A 22680-nucleotide genomic window follows, 5' to 3' on the forward strand; every position below is an offset into this window, starting at 1 on the left:
ATTGCCTCAGTTTATGATAGAAGAAACCATCAAAGGCATCATGAATCGTTTACAAGGTTACCTGTCATTGCAGCCAGGAGGAAATGTAACCTGGGGCGATATTGCTCAACATGAAAGCTCAGAGGGATCGGATTTGCTGGACAAAATAATCATCACACTCGTCAATGTAGAAGAAGAAAATACCCTCAAAAACAATTATCCTGTTCGAATCCAAAATAACATTGCAGTAAGTGAAAAGCCAGTTTTGTTTCTTAATCTCTATTTATTGTTTAGTGCAAAATACTCAAATTACGATGAAGCGCTGAAGCATCTAGGTTTAGTCATTTTATTTTTTCAGGCCAATAATCGATTAGCGATTGGAACACCTAATATCGAAGTGATTTGCAGCTTACACAATATTGGGTTCGAAAATTTAAATAACCTCTGGACTGTATTGGGTGGAAAATACATGCCGTCGGTCATCTACAAAGTAAGAACGCTTGCCTTTCAAGCGGCACCTCCCGTGGGTGGGCCAGCAATTGTCGAAATTAGTGAATCTGAAAAGCCCAATTAATATGTTTCAATACCGTTACGAGCCATTGTTGAGTGTACAGTTTAAGCATCCCTACTACCTCAATGGAGTCAGTAAGGATTTTGACTGTCTTCCTACGGCAGCTACGGTCGATTTGCTGCAACAGTATAGCCTAAAATTGGCTCAAACCAAAGGTGGTTTAAAAATCCTCTGCCAAAAAGAATACACTGATCCTGTTACCACGATTCCACTTATCCCCATCGACCAGCCCCTGGATTTATTTTTTGTTGTACAGGTAAATTCGGATATTTTAAACCTCAGTGATTTAGCTGGCCTCCCCAAACACTACTGGCTGAGCAATCAAAACGCTGATGGAACCTTTAAGGAAAATTTAGCTCTTGGAGCTACCCTGGGTTCAGTGGATGAATTGGCCCTCAGCATCGCCCCTTTATCCCTTCAACTGGCTTTACCCCCAGGCCTTTACCGCCAGATTCAGGTCAACAAATTGGGGGAACCCCCCGTTCGCCAGATTGATGTTTTGCCTACTCAAGAAACCTTGAACTTGACAGTAAACCAGCCAGGGCAGTATCGGGTGAGTAAAATCAAAGCCGATGGCACTAGAGATGAAAGCAACTACTTACTCGACCCAACACTACACCAGGCAACTAAATATTGGGCAGTTCTGCACTTCAGGCTGGATGCAACAATTGATTACGATCCAGCCAATGCCGTGCAGTATACCGTCAATCTGCCTCATAAACAAAGCATCTGGCGCTACTTCGTAGCCTTATCCAAAGCTCGGCAAACTGTGTTTGCTGGCGCAGACTTAAGACCAACCTTTAGCCTGGATTACGAAGTGGCATCACCTTATCCTGGTACTACAATTGCGCTGAAACCAAATGCCAGTTGGACGACGGAGGAATTGACCATAGCTAGTGCGATTCGCGACGATAAAATCGCCGCAATTTATTTGTTTGAGACAGCGGCGGCGATTCCTTTATTCGAGGCTAGTCCGCCCAAAATTAAGCTTACTGGTGGTACAAGAACGACCTACTTACCTACACCAAAACGAGATCAATACACCACAAACCTGTTTGTTCATCTATAAAACAAAAAAACATGCCTGCCTTACTAGATTTAAGGATGCCGGGTGTTTATACCCAGGAAGTGCCCACCTTGCCACCAGCGGTAGGTGTGATCCCCAGTGCTGTACCCGTGTTCATCGGGTATACCGAAAAAGCAGAGAAAAATGGAGATTCTCTCCTCGGGAAACCCACCCGGATCAAATCCATGCAAGAGTACGAGAACTGGTTTGGGGGAGCGCCTACTACAACTATTCAAGTTGATGTGGATGATCGAGAAAGCAATCCACGCCGCCCAGAGGTGCGTATAGTTGAGACGAGTGAACTGTTTTATAAAATGTACCATTCGCTTCAATTGTATTACGCCAATGGTGGAGGACCTTGTTTTATTATGTCCGTGGCGGAATATGAAGATACCCCTGTAGCTCCAGTTGCTAGCCTCTTTGGCTTGGCTTGCTTCAATGCGCTCAAAAAAGTAAAAGATGTGACCATTTTGGTATTCCCAGACGGTACGTCGATGGCGCCGAGTGCGTATACGGGTATCATTCAAAGTGCTTTGCAGCATTGCGAAAAAATGAAAAATAGAGTTACGATAATAGATGTTCACGACGGAGATAATGCTAGCACCGTAAATGCTAGTGCCGAAGCTTTTCAAAATAGTATGCCCAGTGATATCGAGATAAAAAAATATGGAATGGGCTATTATCCCTACCTCACAACCAATCTTTCCTATGGATACACTGCTGAGAGTGTATCTATTCAGACACATCAACAAACTCCAACTCAAACGCCTGACAGTACTTGGGTGACTACTATCAAGGGTTTGGTAACCGCATTGGGTACTGCCCAAACTGCACTGTCCACTGCAGTAGGAGATGATGCTGTTACAACGGCAAAAGAGGCATTAGTCATTGCAAAGACCAATTATGATAATGGAGTAAAAAACCTAAAAGGGAAAAACCTGACAGGTGGCACCTTAGCTGTACTTGAATACGTCAATAACGCTATTTACAACAAAATCATCGAAGCCATCCGCAACTTCGGTGTCATCATGCCACCCAGCCCAGCCATTGCTGGCATCTACGTACGTACCGATGCTACCCAAGGCGTATGGAAAGCCCCGGCCAATGTAAGCGTATTTGGCACCATCAAACCATCCATCGAATTGGATGATGATGACCACGCTTTACTGAACGCCCCCGACAATGGTAAAGCCATCAACGTCATTCGGGCTTATCCAGGCCGTGGCATCCTGGTCTATGGTGGCCGCACCCTGGCTGGCAATGACCTGGAATGGCGCTACGTCAACGTGCGGCGCACCTTCTGTTTCATCGAAGATTCTATTGCCCGGGCCATGCAGGACTTTGTATTTGAACCCAATACTTCTCAAACCTGGATCAAGGTCAAATCCATGATTGGCAGTTTTTTAAATACCCTCTGGAAAGCTGGAGCCTTGTACGGAGATACGCCCGATGCTGCCTATCAAGTGATTGTGGGTGAACCCGAATCCATGTCTGTGCAAGACGTTCTGGGGGGCATCATGCGGGTCATCATCAAGGTAGCTGTAGCTCGCCCTGCTGAATTTATTGTCCTGCAATACGAGCACAAATTTGAATTGACCGAAGCCTAAACTCATTTATCAAAAAAATTAAACTTATCCTCATCATGGCGACAGGATATCCCATACCCAAGTTTCGATTTACCGTTGCTTGGAGCAAACCAGAACTCAGCAATGCCACTGAAGTTGGCTTTACCGAGGTCAGTGGCCTGGATTATCAAATCGATTTGATCGAATACCGCACGGGTATTGACATAGGTCTTTCGAAAATCAAAATGCCTGGCATGCGCAAATTCAGCAATGTCACCCTGAAAAAGGGGCTGGTGCAAGGCATGAAGGATGCCAACAGCGATTTTTACAAGTGGATCGACGGCAGTGGATCGGGCACTCCGACACCAGGTTCCATTCGTTCGCGCAAAGAATACCGGAAAACCCTGACCATCACCCTGATTGATGAAGAAAGCCAACCAGTCATAGCCTGGACGCTTCAGAATGCCTTCCCGGTAAAAGTGGCTTTTAGCGATATGAAAGCCGATGCCAACGAAATCAGCATTGACACGCTGGAGCTAGCCCATGAGGGCCTAACGATGGAGTACAAGTAAACCACAATTATGGCCAATGCACTGCAAAGCTATCCTCCGGTTGGGTTTTATTTCAAAATCCAGATTGACAAAATGCCGGACAGCGATTCGGATTTTCAAGAGGTTTCGGGCCTATCCATGAGCCTGGAGTTGCAGGCAGTGAAGGAAGGGGGTGAGAATCGTTTCACCCACCAATTGCCCTTACCTGCCAAAGCGGAACCCTTGGTGCTCAAACGCGCCCTCAAGGTCAGTTCCCCTTTGATGGATTGGTGCCGCAAAGCCATTGAAGAGTTTTCGTTCAAACCCTACAACCTACATGTTTTTCTGTTGGATACAGAAACGGGAGGGGGCGAACCCAAACCCTTGGTGGCCTGGCACATTGTACATGCGTATCCCGTAAAGTGGGAGATCAGTGGCTTCAATGCCATGAACAATGACCTGGCGATTGAGACGATCCAGTTGAACTACAATTATTTCACCAGAGTTTGATCAAACCTACATTCATGCCTATTGAAATCAAAGAATTGGTGGTCAAAGCAATCCTGGTTGAAGATGGCAATCGGCAGGGAGGGAATACAAATGGTAGTACTACCGCTTCAGCACAATTGCCAAACGTCTTAGATGAAGCCAGCCGCCAAAAACTATTGGAAGATTGTGTTCAACAGGTATTGGCCATTCTTGAACGCCAAAAAGACCGCTAACCATGGAAAGTGCCATCAATAAACTGCGGATTATTTCTTTAAAAAATCCCAAGGATCAGTTGGGAGGTTCCAGCCTTTCGCCAGGACAAGTAGCGGGCTTTATTGCTGATGCAGTAACGAGTAGAATTTTTGAAGCCCAGATCAATCCGGAGCAAATTACCCGAAACTTTAAAGTGATTTATGCAAACCCGGCTGAACAAGGGGCTGGCACGGACAATGCCCAATTTGCCGGAGTTGATGCAGAAGTATTGGAGCTAAAATTTATTCTGGATGGAACGGGTGCCGTACAACAAAACGACGTCCCTGCCATTGATGTCATCAGTGCGGTTGCTTCAGCTTTACCTGATGAAGCAAAATCTGCTTATGTCGTGCTTAAAGTAGCTCAACTCCAATCAGTGGTGTATGATTTTTATGATCAAAATCACCGAACGCCCTTTGTATTGGTCAACTATGGCAAATTGGTATTCAGGGGCATTTTAGAAGAAATGACGATGAATTACAACCTCTTTAGCCCAGCGGGAATTCCGCTGCGTGCTGAAATAACCTTAAAACTAAAGTCTCAACGCGTCCCCAACGAACAATCAGCTTTAATGTCTTTACTTTCTCCGGACCTCACCCGCCACCATGTGGTAAAAGCCGGAGAAAACATCCTGCGCATCGGCCATGAAGTGTACGAAAGTGATCGGTACTATTTGGAAATTGCCAAGACAAACAAGTTGGTTAATTTTAGAAAAATACCCGAGGGCACCCGTTTAATTTTGCCACCGATTGATAAAAGCCGCCCCTCATGATCAATCCAAACTCCGCAAATTTACAGCAACGGGCTACCCATACTGTCTCTGTAACGATTAAGATTGGAGGCAAAGATGTAACGGCTAATCCTGGCGGGTATATTTCAGCTAGCATTCATCGAGAGCTGAACAAAATCCCCACTGCACGGCTTTTCTTCGCCGATGGTGCCGTGGAGCAACAGGATTTTCCAAAAAGCAATACCAACGATTTTACACCGGGGAAAGAAGTCGAAATTTTAGCGGGATACAGCCAGCAGCAAGAAACCATCTTTAAAGGCATCATTGTTCGGCACGCAATTCAGGCCCGGACGGGTCGGCCCAGTGTCCTGGAATTGGAATGTAAAGACCCCGCCATCAAAATGGCACTGGTGCGCAAGAGCACTTACCATTACAACCAATCGGATGATGGGATTTTGCAGCAGATCATTCAAGGTTACAGTGATTTAAGTGTGGGTACCATCCAAAGTACACCCGTTCAACACCCTGAATTGGTGCAGTTCCATTGCACGGATTGGGATTTTATGCTCTTGCGTGCCGATGCAAATGGTCTGGCAGTCAATGTTCTTGACGCACAAGTCAACCTTAAAAAACCAGAAGTAGCCGCACAAGCCCAATTGCAAGTGCAATATGGGCAAGGGAGTGCAGGGGTTTCCCTGCTGGAGTTTGAAGCAGATATAGATACCCGTATGCATTATCCTGGTGTCAAAGCCTACAATTGGGACTATACCCAACAGCCGCCACAGCCAGGGGGACAAGAGACGCGTTTAGCAGCGGAGAGTGCCGGGAATACCGGAGCTGCTGCGGGGGCATCTGGTGTGGGTCAAGTGGCCAGTGCCGCAGGTGCTCCTGGTACCGCGCAACGAGATTTTCCTCAATTGTTGTATGGCCAAAACCCGATTAACCTGTACCATGGTGGCGACTTAGACACCCAGGAACTCAAAGTCTGGGCCGAAGCCAAATTTAAGCGCAGTGAACTCTCGCATGTGCGGGGGCGGGTAAGGGTCTTGGGTTTGGAAGCCATTCCCGGCGATACCATCGAGCTCAATGGGGTGGGTGATCGCTTCAATGGCAAACACCTGATTTCGGGCGTGATGCACCAAATCCACAATGGTACCTGGCAGACCGATATTCAGTTTGGTTGGCAGGCGGCATTCACATCGGAAAACCTGGACGTCCAGGTTCCTGACGCGGCTGGATTGACGGGAGCCATTCAAGGACTACAAATTGGCATCATTTCCAAAGTAGGTGGCGATACCGAATCAGGCAACCATCGGGTGCAGGTGCGTCTGCCTTATGTCGCCAACAATACGAACGGTACCCAGGCGGATGGCATCTGGGCCCGTTTGGCCACCTTGCATGCGGGCAACGACCGGGGTTTTGTTTTTCGGCCGGATGTGGGCGACGAAGTTATTGTAGGTTTCCTCAACAACGATCCGAACGATGCCATCGTGCTTGGATCCTTGCACAGCAACAACAATGCAGCGCCCAGTGCTTTTCCAGCCAACGATGACAATTTCAAAAAAGGGTTTGTTTCCAAAACCGGGCTTACCCTCTCCTTTGACGATGATGAACAGGCAAAATTGATCAGCATAAGCGGAGGAGCCTCTGGGCCCAAAATAGAGCTGGATGCCGCGAACAACAAAATTACGATTGCCCTTGATGCGAGCAATTCCATTGAACTGAGTACTCAAGGAGTGAAGATAAAAGGAACCCGCATCGATCTAAATTAAACAACTATGCCAGCTAAACCTGCCGCAAGAAACAATGACCAACAAATATGCACACAGCCCATTTCTGGGGGCGGCGCTCACACTGGTGGGCCGATTATAGCTGCTGGCGCAGGTCTTGTATTCATCAATCAACGAGCTGCCGCGGTAGTAGGGGACAATTGTACTTGTCAGGAATTGCCCTGTCGAATTGCCGAAGGTTCGGGAACCGTGTTCATTGGTGGTAAAGCGGTAGCCCGACAATTAGATAAAACGACCCACAGCCCCAGTATGATATCAGAAGGTTCTCCAGACGTATTCATTGGTGGATAAAACAGACCAAACATGGAATTCTTATTCAATCCAGATGCGCCAGAGCGCAAATCATTTTTAGGCAAAGGTTGGGCTTTCCCTCCTGAGTTTGACCCCAACACGGGTGCTCCGGTTATGGTACAAGCGGAGGAAGACATTTGGCAAAGCCTGCAAATACTTTTTTCTACTAGTGTTCGCGAGCGGGTACTCCAGGCTGATTATGGCTGCAATCTGGAAGATTTTGTTTTTTCTGCTATGAATGTATCGCTCCTTTCTTACCTGGAGGACTTGATCATTCGGAATATTGCATTGCACGAAGCCCGGATCAAATTGGAACGTTTAAACATTACCCCCGACCCAACCCAGGGTTTGTTGGAGATCAAAATTGTCTACGTCGTACGCAGCACCAATACCCGCTTCAATCGAGTGTATCCATTTTATTATCAGGAAGGAACCAATGTTGAGTTATGATCATCCATGCTAACACCCCCGTGCATCCACTCCAACGCCAAGGCGTACACCAACGTGAACGTTTGTTGCAAGCCTTGATTCCGAGCAACTTGCGCCTGGATGAACGCTCCATGCAAGACCTCATTGCTTTTGTAGGACATCTTTCGGAGCAGGTTCGTTTTTGGAACAAGGACAATGAGGCGAAGGGCGATTGGACCTCATTCTGGGAATCGGATGATACTACCTTGTTTGCCATTATGGCCGCAGTGGATTTAGAAAACCTGCGCACGGAGTACCGTTCGCTGGAATTGCAATACCTGCGTTTATTAAAAGCTGAGCAGGAAAACCCCAGCCCGAGCAACCCCAATCAGCCCACGGCAGCCAGTACCATCCGGGAATTGGTGGGCTTTATCTATGAACTTGCCTTAAAAGTGGCGGAGCTTTGCCAAAAAGCACCCATTGAGCATCCTTTGTACGCGGAATACCAGCGCATCGTGAGCACCCAGTTGGTGATGCCACTCAAAGACTTAATTGCCTTTCACAAAGGAAGTGTGGACAAATTATTGCTGGAGGATTATGCCGATTTTATTGGGAGTAGCCCAGCTGCCAGTGCCTGGGGCTTGCCGACAGACGAAGACTTTTTGTGCATTGATTACCTATTGCCCGATGAAAACCGCGAAGCACTTTGGCGCTTATTCCTCCAATTTTACCAGGCTTTGGCCTTGATGGTGGACAAGGCTACCCGGGCATTCCGCAGCTCCCTACGCAGTCGGGATGACCACGCGCCACACATCACCCTGTTTTTGACTTTCCTGCACCTGTTCCGCTACTTGCAGGACGAAATGAACCGCCTCCCGGAGCGCCACCTGTTGTTTTATTACGAAGATGTACTGCGCCTACAACAACGCCGGGCCATTCCAGATAAAGTACATGTGGTATTTGAATTGGCACAGAATGTACTGCGTTACCGACTGAAAGAAGATACCCTCTTTGCGGGAGGAACCGACCAGGGTGGGAAATTGAGGATTTACGGTTTGGATGATGAAGTGGTGGTAGGACAGGTGAAGTTGGTGGAGAAGAAGAATTTTTATTTTAAAAAAAATGACGACGGGTCGATTTTTTCAATTGCCTTGCCTGCCGCTGATATGCGGGATGGGGTAGAGGAGGCGTTTAAACCGAATTGGAAAGCTTGGAGTGCATTTTCAGGGATGGAGGTATATGAACGAATTAAATTTAAACTAAACCGTATTACTGAGTTATATGAAAATATTTTTCCTCCACATGTAGTAAAAGAGAAAAATATTTGGGAGGCCAAGAAAGAACAGTTGAAAGGTTTTTCTGGGATTTTAATTGCTTCGCCAGAGTTGTGGCTGGAGGGTGGGGATGATAGAATTATTGAAATTACTCCATTTTTTAACGCCGGACAATCTATACCTCCCTCATTATTCCAAAAACTAGAGCTACTCAGTGTGGAAGGTTGGAAAGAGATGGACCTTGTAGATTTGAGTAAAATTACATATTCATCGACTAGACAATTAAATAAACCTGACTCTGCCGTAATTTACCAAAACCATAAGATAGTAGTTGCATTAAGTCCAAGTTTCCCTAGTTTTTTGTATGAAAAGGATAAATATATTCCCTTGTTGCGATTAGTTTCAAAAAATGATATTCGAGATGTTAAAATTGACAAACTTGAAATTAGTTCTAAAAGAGGATTAATTAATGATTTTATTGGAGATGGACAATTTTATTATTCTCGTAATGTTCCATTCTTCAAAAATGAAGGGCTGGGAATATTATTAAAAAAATATCCTGATGAAACAAGCGAAAATAAGGTATATCAAAAAGGAGAGCCAGTCATAATCTCAAGGAATGCGGGAGATGTGCGTCCTGTCGTAGTTTATGTTAAGTTTGAAGAAATATTTAGGAAAAATCTTGCATCAATTGTATGTGAAATTGTTGGAGTGGATTTTTTGGAATGGGAACATGAAGTTACCATTATTGTTCATTATGATGAAAGTTTTAATGAAGTTCCCCTGGTTAATCTGAATGCTCAAAAGGGCCCTCATGCACCCACTGCACTATTTAATGAGAATGACTTTGGAATAATAAAAATTACATTTGATCATCCACAAATAGAAGGAGAAAATGGAGAAATATTGCCTCCTCCGGCAATATTTCTTACTAGCGAGAACATCTATATTACCTATACCACACTAGCACAGCCAGCAACAGTAAACTATTTAACCTCTTTCGGAGATTGGCCAGTAGGCAATATAGGGAATTCTTTCAAACTCATCCCAACCATCCAGCAACCCATTGTAAGTGGACTCTTGTCCAACGCTGGCCAAGACGAACCTACACTTAAAGAAGCCCACGGCAACCTCTTCCTCGGCTTTGCCTCCCTGCTTCCCAACCAAACCCTCAACCTACTCTTCAAAATGGCTGAGGGTACCGGAAACCCCGACCACATTGCCCCCGATGTGATCTGGTCGTACCTGCGCGACAATGACTGGGTGCGTTTCCCGCCGCGGTTCATCCTCAAGGACGAAACCCTGGGATTGAAACAAACGGGCATCATCCGCTTCCAGATACCCGAAGACATCAACAATGGCAATACCTGGATCAAAGGTAAGGAAGACCGTACGGATTTATTCTGGCTGCGGGCTTCAGCCACCGAATTCCCGGACGATGACATCTTGGTGGATGCCCTGCCCATGTTGGTGGACATTCATGTCAATGCGGGCACTGCAGTATTTAAAGACGATGGAAATACTCCCGAACACCTGGAACCGGGCCTACCTGCTGAAACCATCGGCGCCCTGCGGTTTCGCGATGTGAATGTGAAACGGGTGGAACAGCCTTATGCTTCCTTTGGTGGCCGCCTCTCGGAAGTGGGCGACCGCCACAGTTATTACCGCCGCATCCACGAGCGCCTGCGGCACCGCCAACGGGCCATTAGCGTGTGGGATTACGAACGGATAGTGTTGGAAAAATTCCCAAAAGTAGCCTTGGCTAAATGTTTGTCACACACTCAAGTGGTGGCGGCAGGAATGCCCGGGCATGTGACTTTGGCAGCGGTTCCGTATCCCGATAAAATGATTGGCAACCGTAAGTATTACCCCAACCTGGACGCCGGTGACCTGGAAGCCATTCGCCAGTACCTCAATCGACACAACAGCTACTTCGTGGGCGGGTACGGTAGCCCTGGTTTTTGTTGTTGCCACGAAGAAGAGCATGATACTACCGCAGAACATGATTGCCATTGTGGCTGTGGGCACGGTAAATCGCGGCTCCGTGTAATCAATGCCCGCTTTGAACCCATTCGCCTACAGATTTGTGTGCGTTTTTACGCGGGTAAAGACATTCCTTTTTACACCAAACAGCTCAACGAAGACCTCAAAACATTCCTGGCACCCTGGGCTAGCGACCAGCACCAACCTTTACTTTTTGGGAACTCCATCAGCACCACTCACCTGTTGTTGTTTTTGGAAAACCTGGATTATGTGGATGTGGTAATGAACCTGAAAATCAAACACTTCGCTTCACGAACCGGCTCAGATTATGGTGAAAATGAAGTGCCCTGGTCTGCTCCCGACACCATCGTGCCCTTTACCGCTGCTTCTCTGCTGACCACATATCTGAACCGCCTGGATGAAGATAATCCTAATGTGCTGGATCACGAAATCAACGTGATTTCGGAGCAGGATGGTTGTGCTTGTAAGACGTGTTTGTTGGAGAAAATTAGGTTGCAGATAGAATCCTGGTTCAAGGCTCCGATTGACAGCGGCAATCCCAGCGCCCAGCTAGCATTGATCAATAACATTATTCAATACCTCAACTCCTTTATTCGATCAGGAGATTTAGAAGGACCCGAAATGCCACCTTTAGGAAGCCTCGGTGATTTGCAACCTGTACCTGGTCTAGCTTTTGGAATTGAACGCATAATTGAAAATCCTAACCTTATTGGAATAAAAATCTCAATTGCAGTATATAACCCAGCAAGATTTGAAATACTAATCATTAAACCCAGCTAGCCATGTCCCAATCTCTCACCATACCCAAAAATCCCGTTTATCCACCCAGTATGGACTGGCCTTTGCTCCGCCGGGAGGGCATCAAGCACATTGAGCGGCTCGGCTCGGCTTGTTGGACGGATTTCAATGCCCATGATCCTGGCATTACCATGCTGGAGGTCTTGTGCTACGCCCTGACCGACCTGGGCTATCGCAGTAATTTTTCGTCTGCGGATTTGTTTTCAGTAGGAGATAAGGTCAATTTTTTTACAGCGCAGTACGTGTTGCCCAATGATCCGGTTACAGCGCTGGATTTGCGTCGGGTGTTGATCGATATTCCAGGGGTAAGGAATGTATGGGTGGAACAGATGGAGGAGCCGGAAGTGAGGTTTAAACTTAGAGAGTCTGTGGCACATGAAATGCCAAAGCAACGTTTGGAACAATATTGGAAATTGATAAATAGTACACCTAGGGTTTTTCCATCAATTAATTTTTCATGGCCGACAACAATCGATCAATTAATTGTTGACATTAAAAAGTGTCAGGATGATAAGACAGAATCGAATGCAAGAATTAATTTAAAAAAAGAATTAACAACTTCAGCTACTCGGACTCTCGCAGGTAAATTATTAGAAAAAACGTTTCTCCTCTACATGGCCGACAATTACATGGCCGAGTCAGCTTATTTTATAGAGGAGGAAATTGCAAAAGGAATAAATGTAGAAGCAAAAGAAAGATTTTTACTTAAAGGGTTAAAAGACCTCTCATTTGCACTTGGTTTGAAGGATGAAGCGGCAAAAAAAGAGAAGATCAAGGAGATTTTTGACCAAGATTTTTCTGGAGTAAAATTGGATTCAATTGCAGAAATGCATCAGGATTTTTTCTTTAGTCAACCCTTACTCTTTCTTTTGCTTTTAGACAGTCTGGGTTTCGATAAACATCCACCTGATCTTCCATCACCCGATTTCTACTACAACCTCTTCATCCCCCAAGGCATCTACACCATTTACCTCGACATCGAAGAAACCCACCTGGGTTCAACTCGTGACATCGAAGCAGCAGCCCTGCACCGCCTGCACCAATACCGCAACCTGGGTGAAGACATTGCTCCAAGCCTCAAAATCCTGGAAAAAAAACCGCTGGGTATCGACCTGCAACTGGAACTCAAACCCAGTGCTATCCCCGCCGAAGTACTTGCGGAAGTATACCTGGCCATCGAAGATTACCTGATCCCCCCGGTGCATTTTTACTCCCTGGAGGGTATGCTGAATAAGTATGGCTCTTTCAGCCTCAACCCTGCTGCTTTTGAGCGCTTAGTGGATGCCAATCTGCCCAGCGAGGCCATCAATGCGTTGCAGCCTTTGCAGGATAAAGTGCATCAAGGCATCCAAAATTTTGAGGCAGCAGTTCGCAATCTATTATCCAAAGCCGACTTTGAGGATTATTGGCCCCAAATTTTTGTCAGCACCGACAAACGTTATGATGCACATCCGGTATACCAGGGCCCTATGCTGGAACACGGTTTTATTGATGAAGCTGAGCTGTTGCACTCACAGCCCCGCCAAACCATCTACCGCTCGGATTTGTACCAGCGCATCATGGCGGTGCCCGGCGTGGTGCAAGTGGAAAACCTCGAATTGTTTTTTTGTGAAGAGAAAGACCAGAAATTCAACTATAAGAACCGCTGGTGCCTCGAAATGAATTGCCGCTGTTTGCCTGATTTGGATTTGAAATGCTCGGAGTGGAGGGTAGGCAAAGGGCCCATTTCGGTTCAAATCAATCAGTTGGACATCGAAGATGCACTGCAATTGCGGCGGCGCAATGAAAAAATCAATCGACTGGGTAGCCTGGATTTATCCGCTCCCAAAGGCCAGGACTTTGGAAATTTGCAGGAGTACACCAGTATTCAGGAAGACCTTCCCCGCACGTACAAAGTTGGCCGTACAGGGATGGCCTCACGCGAATTTGATCTGCGCAAGGCTCAAGCCAAACAGTTGCAGGCTTATCTTTTCTTTTACGATCAAATCCTGGCCAATTACCTGGCTCATCTGGATCAGGTGCGCCAGGCTTTATCCATCGAAGGGCAGACTACGGGGATGACTCAACCCAGCTTATATCAAACCTTGTACGAGATACCGGGCATCAAAGATATTTTGACTGCCTTTGATGGGAGTCTGGATTGGGAAAATTTTACCGATAAGCCCGACAATGACTACCGCAAAGCCCTGAACGAAGGGGTTACAGGCAGCCTTACCCAACGCCAACTGCGTCAGGACGAAATTTTAAACCACCTTTTGGCGCGTTTTGGCGAGCAGTTTACCGACTACGTCTTGGGTTTGTACGAAATCGAAAGGCCAATTGATGCGAAGGCCCTACTGGAAGGAAGCCTCAGCGATTGGATCGCTGACAAACAAAACCTTTTGGCCGCTGCACCCTTTTTGAGTAGTCGCCGGGGCACTGCCTTCAATTACCGAGCCGAAGTTCAAGGGGATAATACCCATTTTTGGAATAGCCCCAACGTGGAAGGTCTGAAAAAAAGGGTTTGTGCTTTATTGGGCATTGAAGATGCTACCCGACACACCATTACCTGTGAACCCGGATTTTTCCTGGGGGTGGAGCCCTTGAGCTTATCGACCAAAAGTAGCGCCCGGAGCCGCAATAAGTATGAGTTTTTTATCAAAACCAATGAAGATAGTGCCACCCGTTTGCTGGTGAGTACCGCTAAATTCAGCAGCATGGAAGGGGCTCAAATAGCTTGTCAGGACTTTTTGAACCATGCCGCCGATACCAATAATTATGGGGTAATAGACAGCACTGTTGGGTTTTGGTCGCCAACAGAAACTCAACGCACAATGAACAATGCCTTGCTGCTGGAGACCAAATTTGTGCGACAGTTAGAAGCGTCTGATCCTGAACAAAGGCTGAAACAAATCCAGGAATTAGCGATTGCCAATTGCCAGGATGATAGTTTTCACCTCATTGAACACATTTTGCTGCGACCGCGCAATGAGGCTTATACAAAAGTGCTGAGGCCCAGGGTTTTTGATTTGGAATACCCGGAGCTACTCGACCCTTATTCCTTCTGGGTTACGGTAGTAGTCCCCGAATGGGTAGAGCGCTTCAAGGACAAACGCCTGCTTCAACATTTTGAACAAACCTTGCGCAGTGAAGCCCCAGCACATTTAGCCATTCATATCCAGCCATTGAATCGCGAAAAAATGTTGGAATTTGAAAAGGTCTATTATGAATGGCTTCATGCACTTTGTTCGACCGAGCAGGAAAATCTGGCCAGCAGTACTGATGCTTTGGTTGAAAAGATGAAGGAATGGGATTTACCTGCCCAAGTTTAAAACGCAAAAACCTAACTAATGGCTACGACAACTCCAAAATATTTAGATCCTTGTATATCAGGTTATGGCATTGTTTGTGGCCTGGAAGTCCACGTCAACGATGATTGTTCGATTGAGGTGCAAGCGGGTACGGCCATCACCCCCGCTGGACAAACGATCCATCTGGAGAAAATCAAAAAATTCAACCACTATTATTCGCCGACTAAGCCCGTGAGTACCCGAGCCAAATCCATTCAACAGCAATTAAATATACAAACCTGTTATGAGTTGAGTGACGCCACATTCAACGCCAAAACGATGGACTCACTCAAGCAGCAATACCAGAGTGATTTGCCTGAACATGCTTTTTTACACAATAAAATTCTGCTGCTGTCTGTCGATACGAATGCCGAAGACGGCAAACCCCAGCTCAGTTTTTGGTTGGCACCCCTTGATGAATTGGCAAAGGGCCTGGGCATTCAATCCGCACCAATGGCCAGCAAAGGATTATTTACGAAAGCACCTACCCGCACTCAGGTGGATCCTATCGAGGTTGATCGTTATTTGCGACCTGTACTTAGTCTGCCCAGTATTAAGGTGCCTCGCTTTGGGTATAAAACTTTGGCAATTACTGACAAAGCCAATGTATTCAAAGGCGTGATGGTCAATCCATTTTCTAAAATCGACTCTTTCCAATTGATCTTTTCAGAATACAAAGCGATTTTGGACGACTTGATTCCGGATTTCAGCGAGGCTTTGGAACGATTGCATACAAAGTATAGCCCACTTTTTACCCATAAGTATGCAGAATACCTTGACAAATTCCCTAAAGTATTGGAAGCCAAATGGGCCGAATTTTGTAAACGAGGGAAACACCTATACTACATTCAATATTTCTACGATTGGCTGCGCGATCTGGTCAAAGCTTATGAAGAATTGCGCCTCGCATTAACGGATGTCCGCTTGCAGTGCATTTGTGAAGGGCTGGGTACCAAACCCCAGTCCATCCTGCTTTTGGGGCCAGTCCTGGGTGGACGCAGTAGCCACCAACCCCTCGTTTTTCGCGATGCTTTTACAACTCCTTTCGGACAATCCAACCGCGAAGCGCAACTCCAGCACATCAAGTGCCTGCACTGGCGGCTGATGATGATGATCTGGACCTTTGACTTGCCTTTTTTACAGATGCAGGAAGTGTTGGCTATGCCTGGCTTTAGTTATGATCCTGGAAATGAGGAAAAATTTGATTCCACCAATTATTGGGAGGCTAAAGGCTCAATTGATGAATTACCAATTGTTATTACACCTAGTCATCTACCCTATGGTGAACTAGGAGCACAAGCTATCCCTTATTATTACCCACTCGATGGTGATAGCTCTTATTCCGTACATCGTTATTGGAATCCTCATTTTACCAAAGTACAGCGCATTGACGAACATCGCTCCTACAATGTGGGGGATGCCGAGGCAAGCACTAAGCCTTTCAAAGACGGTTATTCCAGCCTGGATCCAACTGTTTACCCTTTATGCTTTGATTTACAAGGGTATCCGTATTTGAAAGTTGAAGGGCATATTGGGAAACAGCTTAGTTGGCCTAATGGTAACACAAGCAATTTTTATTTCACAAAGATTGATTTTTTAAAAGAGCTTAAGAAAAGCAATTTCTGTTTAGATGTAATTGCGTTGCCACTTAATATGACAACGAAGCCACCTTCATTTCCTTTAGAAGAGTTATTGGGCTTGGAACATCAACAGTCCTTAATACCTGGCCAAACCCTGGTGCTCATATACACAGAAGTTGAAGAAACAATTGACCTAAAGGAATGTAATGATGACCCAAAAATCGACCCCTATGTCGTAGTTGCTGATTTTGTGCTGCCTTATCGATACACTTGTTGCAAAGATAATCCTCAGCCTGCTGGTTTACGTACATTGGCTAATGTACCACCTCCCCCTAATATCGTAGAAGCACAGAAAAAAAACAAGCCTGCCCAACGCAAACCCTAAACCATGGCCGATCACCACATCCAACGCCTCCAAGTCCATGTAGCGCTCCCCGCTCATAAGGGTGCCTGGGAACGCCAAGTGCAATTGAGTACTTTGGTGCAGAGGCGGGATTTTCGGCAAGCATTAGAGGCTGTTTTGGATCAATTTGCCCCAACTGAACAAATCTGGCGCATCGATCATTTGGAACTCCAAGTGGATTTTTCGAGTGAAAAGAGCTTTCAATTCAATTTTATACAATCCTTACAACTGGCCTTACGAGAGTTGCGTTTGAAACAAACCCATCAGCTGGAGACCTCAGCAGAAATGCTGGCTGCGGCTCAAAACCTCGATGCCATCCTCTGTTACTATCTGCATTGGGGCATTTTGCCTTGGTACGCGCAGGCTTCCAGCGCAGTGGCTATCCGCGAACGGGTAAAAACCTTGCTACAACAAACCGATACGGTCTTCTTTCAGTTTTTGTGGAAAGAAAGCAAAGCTGAAGCCCGTTTTTGGCGGCGAATGTTTGTTTGCTTGGGAACTCCAAATACCTTGACTTTTTTACAAAAACAACTTGATCCCTCCAGCAGCAAAGCCTTGAAACCTGGCCCTTTGTTGACTCAATTGGAAGCCACTTTTCACCATTTGCACGCCCTGCAACAGCTCGAATTTGGGGTGTCTGTTTTGCTACAATTGGTAGCGTCCGAACCAACACTTCCTCCAGAAATAAACTTCCAGCAATTGGTGGATGCCTTAGCTCGGGTTCAAAGCGATGCGCCATTGCCTCAACCCTCCACGTCTGAATCGGCTATTAGCCAGGAATGGCCAGCCGAAGGCATCTGGATTCAAAACGCAGGTTTGGTTTTGCTGGCACCATTTTTGGCAACCTTGTTTCGCAACCTGAACTGGGTGACGGGCAAAAACTTTGTCGACACCCAAATGCAACAACAAGCCATTGCACTCCTGCAATTTATGGCCACTGGAGAAAGCGAAACCAGCGAAGAAGATTTACTCCTGAACAAAATCCTCTGCAACTGGCCGCTGGAAGAGGCTTTACTACTGCTTGAACCGCTCCCCACTGAGGCACGCCAGGAGGCAGAAAATTTACTCCTCGCCGTCATAGCGCAATGGACAGCTTTGAAAAAAACTTCCATTGAAAACTTGCGCCACACCTTTTTGCAACGCGAAGGGAAACTCATCCAGGGGCCCGACGGAGGCTGGCAGCTGTACATTGAACGCAAAACCCTGGATGTACTATTGGATCGCCTCCCGCCAGGCTGGGGCTACAGCATGGTTAAATTGCCCTGGATGCAACAGATACTGTATGTAGAATGGTAAAAGGCACGACGGCAACGGTTGAAACCGGGCGCAAGTCTGGGAAACTTTTTCGCAAACAAGAAGAAGTACAAAGCAAACGCGCCCAGGCAGATCATGCCAGTTCCAGTTTTTTTTCAGCAGAAGGTAGTTTTTTTAAAGGTGTCCAATCCAAATGTGCAACATGCGAGTCGGAAGGAGAAGTACAGGCCCAGTTCATTCCAGCAATTCAACGAGTCGAAGCATCCGACGACATTCAGCGCCAGTCAGAAACTGGAGTAGAGGAAGCGGTGCAACGAGCAGCCCAGGAGCCTGAAATCCAAAACAAATGTGCAGATTGCGCCCCGGAAGAGGCCGAACCTACCATACAGACCACCCTCCAACGCAGCCCCGAAGAGGAAGATGTTGAGTTTCAACGCCAGCCTGAGGAGGTTCAGGAAAAACCCCAACTGCAAGCTGCAAGTGCGGAATGCGCGGCCGAGTCCATTCAGCCCGCTGAAATACCCACTTCCGCCGTGCCCAACGGCGTCCAGGCCAGCCTGAAAGTAGGTGCCCCCAATGATCGCTACGAACAAGAAGCCGACCAAATGGGCGAATGGGTGATGCGGATGCCCGATACCCAGTTTTCGAGCGGCGAAGGCATTGTGCCCAGCGATACGGGCAGCAGCATCCGCCGCCAGGAAGAGGATGAACCCGCAGATGTGCAGGGCAAAATGGTGCAAAGAACCCCGGGCTTGCAACGTGCGCCGAGTGGCGGCTTACAAACCACCACTGGTTTTGCCGGGCGATTGCAGTCCAGTCTGAGCGGCGGATCCGCGCTGGGAGCACCTGTTCAGCAAGGCATGGAAAGCGCCTTCAATGCCGACTTTAGCCGGGTACAAATCCACACTGGTCCCAGCGCGGCGTCCTTGAGCAACGAAATTGGTGCCAAAGCTTTTACTTATCAAAACCACGTCTTTTTTAATGAGGGCAATTACCAGCCGGAAACCCAAAGTGGACGTTTCCTGCTGGCCCATGAGTTGACACATACGGTACAGCAGGGAGCGGCGGTGAAACGGAGTGAAGCCAGTACTCCAGATGTGCAGGCATCATGGTTTGATGATGCATTGAGTTGGCTTTCAGGTTTTTCTGATCATATTCCTGGGTATTCATTATTAAAGGTATTGATTGGCCAGGACATTTTCACTGGTCAGAGTGTACCGATGACTGCGGAAAACCTGGTCAGAGGAATTTTTGGCTTGCTCGGCACATTGGGCCACCTCGTCTACGATAAATTAGCTGAATACCAGATAATTCAGGATGCTTTTACCTGGTTGCGAGGCCAACTGCGGACGCTTAACATCAACATGTCCCGAATTCGGGAGATTATTCAGGCTGCTTGGGACGAGATGCCCGTATTGAACGTTCCAGGATTGTTGTATCGGCATTTTAACCCGCTTGTTGATGACATTAGAACCTTTGCTAGCAATACCGTAGATCAGGTCATTCAGCTGCTGAAAGATGCCTTAGTCAGTGTACTCAAAGCCATGGCCATTGATCGATTGCCTGCATACCGTTTATTGACCAAAATTTTGCATCGCGATCCCCTTACTGGTGAAGAAGTTCCGGCTACAACGGTGGAAATTCTCGAAGATTTTCTGCGCATGATCAACGCCAACGATGAGCTGGAGCAAATGCGCGAAAGAGGAACTTTGCAAAAAACTGCCGATTGGATTGATGAACAAATGGGACAATTCATGTCCTTAATAGACGAGTTGGGTGGAATTTTTCAACGAATCTGGGCTTTGTTTTCTTTAGAGACATTGAGCGACATTGTTGGGAAATTAGAGGAAATCATCACGGCCTTTACCAGCTTCGTCCAACGGGTATTTACTTTCGCCAGCAATGTTGCAATTACCGTATTACAATTCATAAAAGACTCTCTTCTGAATTGGTTGCGCACCCATGCCAATGGCATCCGTGGGTACCACCTGATGACGGTATTACTGGGTAAAGACCCCGTTACTGATCAGGTAGTTGAACGCAATGCCCGGAACATCCTCTCAGGTTTCGTAGAACTGGTGGCTGGCCCCGAAAAATTCCAGGAAATTGAGCAAAGTGGGGCCATTGGACGGATGGCTGCTTGGCTCGAAGGTTTGATTGCCCGTACGGGGATTACTTTGCAAATGGTCATCGATTTGTTCGTGGGAATCTGGAATTCTTTGACCATTCAAGATTTGATTCATCCTTTGGATGCCTTTGAGCGAGTGATCACCAAATTCCGCGACCCCATCCAGCGGGTATTGACCTTCATTGTGGAAGTGATCAAAAAGGTTGTTGAGATCGTCTTGGAACTGATGCAATTCCCCTCAGAACTGATTGCCCAAATTATTCAACGGGCGATGGCCGCTATTGAAGACATCCAGCGCGATCCACTAGGTTTTTTGAAAAACTTGCTTGGGGCCATGAAGCTTGGCCTGCAACAATTTTTTGGCAACATTGGCACCCACTTGCTCAATGGCCTGAGCGGCTGGCTATTCGCTGAATTGCAGCAAGCGGGGATTACTCCTCCTCAAGATTTTAGTCTACGCTCGATTGTTGGTTTTGTCTTCGAGGTATTGAACATCAGCATGGAGCGCATTTGGCAAAAACTGGCTGAACATCCTCAAATCGGCCCTGAGCGGGTAGCCCGGGTGCGTCAATTCATCGAAACGGCTAGTGGTGCAGTGGAAGGAGCCTGGGCTTTCATTCAGGACATCCAACGAGAAGGGATAAGCGCGATTTGGCGACACATACAAGAGCAACTGGCCAATCTGTGGAATACCGTATTGGAGTCGGTACAAAATTGGGTGATGGAACAGGTTGTAAATGGCATCATGAGGAGACTAATTACCATGTTAGACCCCACCGGAATCATGGCGATCATCAATGGAGCAATGGCCTTTTATCAGGCTGTAAAATCTTTCATTGAACGTTTGCGTGAAATCCTGGAGGTCATCAACTCCTTCGTAGGTGGCATTGCAGAAATTGCCCGTGGTAGCCTCGCCACTGCGGCTAATTATTTGGAGGGAACTATGGCTCGCTCTGTACCTGTAGTGATTGGCTTTTTGGCCAATCAGGTTCCATTGCGCGGCTTGGGTGCCCGGATTGGCGACATGGTGGGTCGAGTGCGGGAAATGGTGGATCAGGGCTTGACCTGGTTGGTGAATAAAGCGGTGACGATGGGGCGGAGGTTGATGGATCGGTTGATGGGGAGAGGGGGAGATGAGGCTCAATCCTCTGATGTACAAGAAGGTAGGATACAGAAACCATTGAGATTTGCCAATGAATCTCACTCAATAAGTGTTGAAATGAGCGGGAATATTGAATTTTTTATGGCCAGCTCAACCCCTCTGCCAGTGATGAGTCAATTGGTGGAATTAAAAAGACACTATATCGAAGGATACAATGGTCAAGGAGGGCACTTAGCACGTCAAAATCAACCTGAAGCTCTCGAACAATTAGATAGAAAGATAGAAGAAATAAGACTGAGAAGGAGGGAGATTATTGGGGAACACAATAATTCTCGAAATGCTTCAGAAAAACAAAGAATTCTAGAAGACGGCCTTGACGAACTTGAAGAAAAAATTGAAACAATGAGCTCATACATGTTAGACACATTTAGTGAGGCTTTTGGTGGTGCAACGGATGTCTCTGTACAAGATCAAGTATTTGTAATTAATACAGATCGTTATTATCAAGTTACAGATGTTAGAGTTATAGATAGAGGAAGGTTTGGATTTAGGGCTAGCTCTCAAAGCCTAAGTGAAAGCAACATGTTTTTCCCTTACGAGGAAAATGAACGTACATGGAGAAAAGCCCCCGCAAATCGACCTAGATCAAGATTCGTAAAACCAAATTATGAATTAGAATTAAACCATTCGAGGTTCAGAGGAAAGAGACTAGGAGAAGCTATTCGCCAAGTACTATATGGAAGCTGGTTTGCAGACACATTAAGATGGAAACAAGCAAGGCTAAATACTGACTTAAAGCACATTAAGAATGGTATTGTCTATTTTATAAGTGAATATAATGATATTGAAACCAATCCTAACGAATTTGATGATAAAGATGGTAGAAGGCTAAAGTTAATATTGCCAACTCGTGCTTCTATTGACCACACTACTCCTGTTGCAACTCATTGGAACCAAGACGGAAATAACCAAAATCAGAATTTCCGTCAAAACTGGTATAATAATTATTCAAGTGGTAATCTAAAGATAATTTCCACAGAACTTAATAGCTCATTAGGTGCGCGTAATGATAATTATAACAATATAACTAAGGAAAACTTTACAGGGCCAGATGAAGTATAAATTAAAAACCGAACA

15 protein-coding genes are annotated in these 22680 nt (G+C 46.4%); all 15 read left to right on the top strand.

Features of this window, described 5'->3' with window-relative positions; genetic code table 11:
- Positions 1–13 precede the first annotated feature (13 nt).
- From ACEW9O_RS26750 to ACEW9O_RS26820, 15 genes are read left to right on the top strand one after another with little or no spacing between them, the layout of a single operon-like run.
- Positions 14–553, top strand: a complete 540-nt coding sequence (locus tag ACEW9O_RS26750) for a DUF4255 domain-containing protein (protein ID WP_373553295.1) — start codon at positions 14–16, stop codon at positions 551–553.
- Between the two features lies 1 nt (position 554).
- A complete protein-coding gene (locus tag ACEW9O_RS26755) occupies positions 555–1619 on the top strand; it encodes a hypothetical protein (protein ID WP_373553296.1) in 1065 nt (354 codons plus the stop codon).
- A gap of 11 nt (positions 1620–1630) precedes the next feature.
- Positions 1631–3223, top strand: a complete 1593-nt coding sequence (locus tag ACEW9O_RS26760; RefSeq protein WP_373553297.1) for a phage tail sheath family protein — start codon at positions 1631–1633, stop codon at positions 3221–3223.
- Positions 3224–3258: 35 nt separating this feature from the next.
- A complete protein-coding gene (locus ACEW9O_RS26765; protein ID WP_373553298.1) occupies positions 3259–3753 on the top strand; it encodes a phage tail protein in 495 nt (164 codons plus the stop codon).
- A 9-nt stretch (positions 3754–3762) separates the two neighbouring features.
- Positions 3763–4221, top strand: coding sequence for a phage tail protein (locus tag ACEW9O_RS26770; RefSeq protein WP_373553299.1), 459 nt, complete (start codon positions 3763–3765; stop codon positions 4219–4221).
- A gap of 14 nt (positions 4222–4235) precedes the next feature.
- Entirely contained in the window at positions 4236–4433 is a 198-nt protein-coding gene (locus tag ACEW9O_RS26775) for a DUF5908 family protein (protein WP_373553300.1), read from the top strand.
- Positions 4434–4435: 2 nt separating this feature from the next.
- On the top strand, positions 4436–5224 hold the full coding sequence (locus tag ACEW9O_RS26780; protein ID WP_373553301.1) for a hypothetical protein: 789 nt from the start codon (positions 4436–4438) through the stop codon (positions 5222–5224).
- Positions 5221–6954 (top strand): type VI secretion system tip protein VgrG, encoded by a 1734-nt coding sequence (gene vgrG, locus ACEW9O_RS26785; RefSeq protein WP_373553302.1) that lies wholly within the window; start codon positions 5221–5223, stop codon positions 6952–6954. Before ACEW9O_RS26780 ends, vgrG begins: the two co-directional genes overlap by 4 nt.
- A gap of 6 nt (positions 6955–6960) precedes the next feature.
- Positions 6961–7263, top strand: coding sequence for a PAAR domain-containing protein (locus ACEW9O_RS26790; protein WP_373553303.1), 303 nt, complete (start codon positions 6961–6963; stop codon positions 7261–7263).
- A 12-nt stretch (positions 7264–7275) separates the two neighbouring features.
- A complete protein-coding gene (locus tag ACEW9O_RS26795; protein WP_373553304.1) occupies positions 7276–7713 on the top strand; it encodes a GPW/gp25 family protein in 438 nt (145 codons plus the stop codon).
- Positions 7710–11729, top strand: coding sequence for a hypothetical protein (locus ACEW9O_RS26800; protein WP_373553305.1), 4020 nt, complete (start codon positions 7710–7712; stop codon positions 11727–11729). Before ACEW9O_RS26795 ends, ACEW9O_RS26800 begins: the two co-directional genes overlap by 4 nt.
- Before the next feature lie 2 nt (positions 11730–11731).
- Positions 11732–15058: a hypothetical protein gene (locus ACEW9O_RS26805; protein WP_373553306.1), complete on the top strand. Its 3327-nt coding sequence runs from the start codon at positions 11732–11734 to the stop codon at positions 15056–15058.
- Between the two features lie 18 nt (positions 15059–15076).
- Positions 15077–17041: a hypothetical protein gene (locus tag ACEW9O_RS26810; RefSeq protein WP_373553307.1), complete on the top strand. Its 1965-nt coding sequence runs from the start codon at positions 15077–15079 to the stop codon at positions 17039–17041.
- 3 nt (positions 17042–17044) lie between these two features.
- Entirely contained in the window at positions 17045–18355 is a 1311-nt protein-coding gene (locus tag ACEW9O_RS26815; protein ID WP_373553308.1) for a contractile injection system tape measure protein, read from the top strand.
- Positions 18349–22665 (top strand): DUF4157 domain-containing protein, encoded by a 4317-nt coding sequence (locus tag ACEW9O_RS26820; protein ID WP_373553309.1) that lies wholly within the window; start codon positions 18349–18351, stop codon positions 22663–22665. Before ACEW9O_RS26815 ends, ACEW9O_RS26820 begins: the two co-directional genes overlap by 7 nt.
- Positions 22666–22680: the final 15 nt, after the last annotated feature.

It is taken from the genome of Haliscomenobacter sp. (genome assembly GCF_041740695.1).
GTDB lineage: Bacteria > Bacteroidota > Bacteroidia > Chitinophagales > Saprospiraceae > Haliscomenobacter.